The organism is Actinoplanes sp. NPDC051633, assembly GCF_040681735.1.
GTDB lineage: Bacteria > Actinomycetota > Actinomycetes > Mycobacteriales > Micromonosporaceae > Actinoplanes.
This window is the reverse complement of record NZ_JBFAZH010001051.1, coordinates 1-2,700: the sequence shown is the minus strand read 5'-3', so window position 1 is coordinate 2,700 and position 2,700 is coordinate 1. Positions and strand designations below refer to the sequence as shown.

Annotated in this window: 2 protein-coding genes; both read right to left on the bottom strand. The window is 73.4% G+C overall.

Features of this window, described 5'->3' with window-relative positions; genetic code table 11:
- Positions 1 to 721, bottom strand: a 721-nt coding sequence (locus AB0M20_RS36740) for a response regulator (RefSeq protein WP_364305314.1), incomplete at its 3' end; no start/stop codon positions are given.
- A 58-nt stretch (positions 722 to 779) separates the two neighbouring features.
- Positions 780 to 2,609: a response regulator gene (locus tag AB0M20_RS36735; RefSeq protein WP_364305312.1), complete on the bottom strand. Its 1,830-nt coding sequence runs from the start codon at positions 2,607 to 2,609 to the stop codon at positions 780 to 782.
- Positions 2,610 to 2,700: the final 91 nt, after the last annotated feature.

The following is a 2,700-nucleotide window of genomic DNA, read 5'->3' as shown; positions in this document are numbered from 1 at the left end:
GCCGGTCCGGCGGCGCCAGCACCACCCGACCGGCGAGGCCGCTCACCAGCATCCCGTCCACGGCGTAGGACACGCTGCGCCCGGTCTGGTCGGCCAGCCAGTCGGAGAACGCCACCGCGAACGGCTCGCTCGCCGCGATGTGCTGGACGCTGAGCACCGGCGTCCGGAACCCGGCGGGGAGCGCCCGCAACAGCTCGGTGAGCGCGCCCGGGCCGCCGGTCGACGAACCCAGGGCCAGCAACCGCAGACCACTGTCCGTGGTGGACCGCAGGACCGGCGTCTTGGGAACCGGCACCGGGCGCACCAGCCGGGCCCGTGGATGGGTGATCACCCGGATCCGCGACACCAGTCGCACCGACGCGCAGAGCCGTTGCTCCCAGCCCGCGTCGGAGGCGTCGCCGCGGGGCTTCTCCATCACGTCGACCGCACCGGCCGCGAGCGCGTTGTAGGTGCTGTACAGCTCGCGCCGGTCGGCCGAGGACACCACCAGGATCGGGGTGGGGAAGTCGGCCATGATGTGCTCGGTGGCGGCCAGCCCGCTCATCGTGGGCAGCATCATGTCCATCGTGACCACGTCGGGCCGCAGCCGCCCGCAGAGCTCGACCGCCTGCCCGCCGTCCAGCGCCTCGCCGACGACCTGCAGTTCAGGGTCGGCGGCCAGCGCGTTGCGCAGGTGATGCCGCATCGTCGCGGAATCCTCGACCACGAGCACTCGAATCACGGTCGTCCCTCGCAGTGCGTCGAAGTCGCCCTCGTCGAAGTCGCCCTGGTGGCTCTGCTCATGCGGGCACCAGCCTCCGGATGTGGGCCAGCAGCTCCTCCTGGTTGAACTCGCCCTTGACGACGTACGCGCTGGCCCCCGCGTCCACGCCGCGCTGCCGGTCCTCGGCGCCGGCCCGCGAGCTGACCAGGATGGCCGGCACGTGCTGCAGAGCGGGGTCGGCGCGGGTCTCGGCGACGAACGTGAAGCCGTCGATGCCGGGCATGTCGATGTCGGTCAGGTAGAGCGCGAACTCGCGGGACCGCGCCTTCTCCAGGCCCTCCTCGCCGGAGGCGGCCAGCTCCACCTCGTACCCGGCCGACTCCAGGATGCTGCGCTCGAGCATCCGGGTGGTCAGCGAGTCGTCGATGACCAGGATCGGCAGCCGCCGGACGACCGGCGCCGCCGGACCGGCGCCGTCGAGGACGCCACCGCGCGTCGCCTCGGCGACCAGGCCGTGCGCGTCCAGCACCAGCCGCGGGTTGCCGTCCAGATCCATCGAGACGCCGCCGATCACCGCGGCGGCCGGGGCCAGCTCCGGCAGCGGGCGCACCACCAGCGTCGACGTGCCGGTCAGCCGGTCGACGCCGACCGCCACCGCCTCGGCGTCCGCGGCCACGATCACGGCGACCCCGGGGCCCGCCGTGTCCGGCACCGTCGCGCCGGAGTAGAGGGCGCGGGCCAGCGGCAGGAACGGCAGAGCCTGACCGTCGTGCGCGATCCGGCCGGCCGCCGCGGCCGCCGCGGCCTGCTCCGGTTGCAGGCGTACGCACGTCCGCACGGCGTCCAGCGGCACCGTCGCCACGCCGCCGGCCGCCTCCACCACGAGCCCGTGCAACGACAGCAGGGCCAGCGGCACGACGAGCTCCACTGTGGCCCCACGTACCGCCTCCGTGCGGACCGCGACCTCACCGCCGAGCTGGTCGGCCACGTCCCGGGCCACGTCCAGGCCGATGCCGCGCCCGGACACCTCGGTCACCGTGGCCGAAGTGGTGATCCCGCCGCGCAGGATCAGATCCACCAGGGTCGCCTCGTCCGGCTCGGTGCTGCCGGGCATCAGCAGGCCACGCGCCTCGGCGGCCCGGCGGACGGCGGCGAGGTCGAAACCGCGGCCGTCGTCCGTACACCGGAACGCCGCGTAGCGCCCCCGGCGCTCGACCTCGACGACCACCGTGCCCTCCGCGGGTTTGCCGGCCGCCGCGCGGTCGTCCGCGGGCTCGATGCCGTGCGCGACCGCGTTGCGCACCACGTGCAGGAACGCGCCGCTGACCAGCCCCAGCACGTGCGGGTCGAGCCGCAGGTCCCCGCCGCGGCCCTCGAAGCGCACCCGCTTGCCCTGCGCCTCGGCGGCGTCCCGCACAGCGCGGTGCAGCCCGGTGAAGATGCTCGACGCGGTGACCAGGCGCAGCCGCTCGGCCCGGCCGCGCACCTCGTCCAGCTCGCGCTCGACCTGTTCCACCACATCGGACAGCCGGCGCGACAGCAACCCGAACTCGCCGGCCAGCCGCATCGCGGTGGACCGCGCGGCACGCACCGCCTCCGGCCGGTCCGAGCGCAGCTGATCGGCCAGCGCGTCCGCGAAGCGGTGCAGCCGGTCCAGCTCGACGCCTCCGCCGCGCAGCGGGGCGAACCGGGCGTGCGCCTCGCCGATCGCGTCCAGCAACTCGTCCACGTCGCTGGTCGCGGCCCGCGCGGGCGCCATCGCCTCCGGTACCGGCGCCGCGGCCTCCGCGCTCGTCTCCGTGCCCTGCTCCGTGTGCTTCTCGGCGCTCTTCTCCGTCTTCTCCGTGGCCGGCGGCTTGGCCCGCGGTTCGAGGGCGGCGACCCGCTCCTCGATCTCGTCGTTCATTAAATAAGGTATGATATATCCTAAATGCCACAAAAACGCTACAAAGCCTTCTGAGTGCTTTATTTGGTATTCTAAGCCTTGATACACATGT

Bases quoted from the DNA above. Each gene is read 5' to 3' on its own strand.
- AB0M20_RS36735 (WP_364305312.1), bottom strand. From the start codon at position 2,609: ATGAACGACGAGATCGAGGAGCGGGTCGCCGCCCTCGAACCGCGGGCC.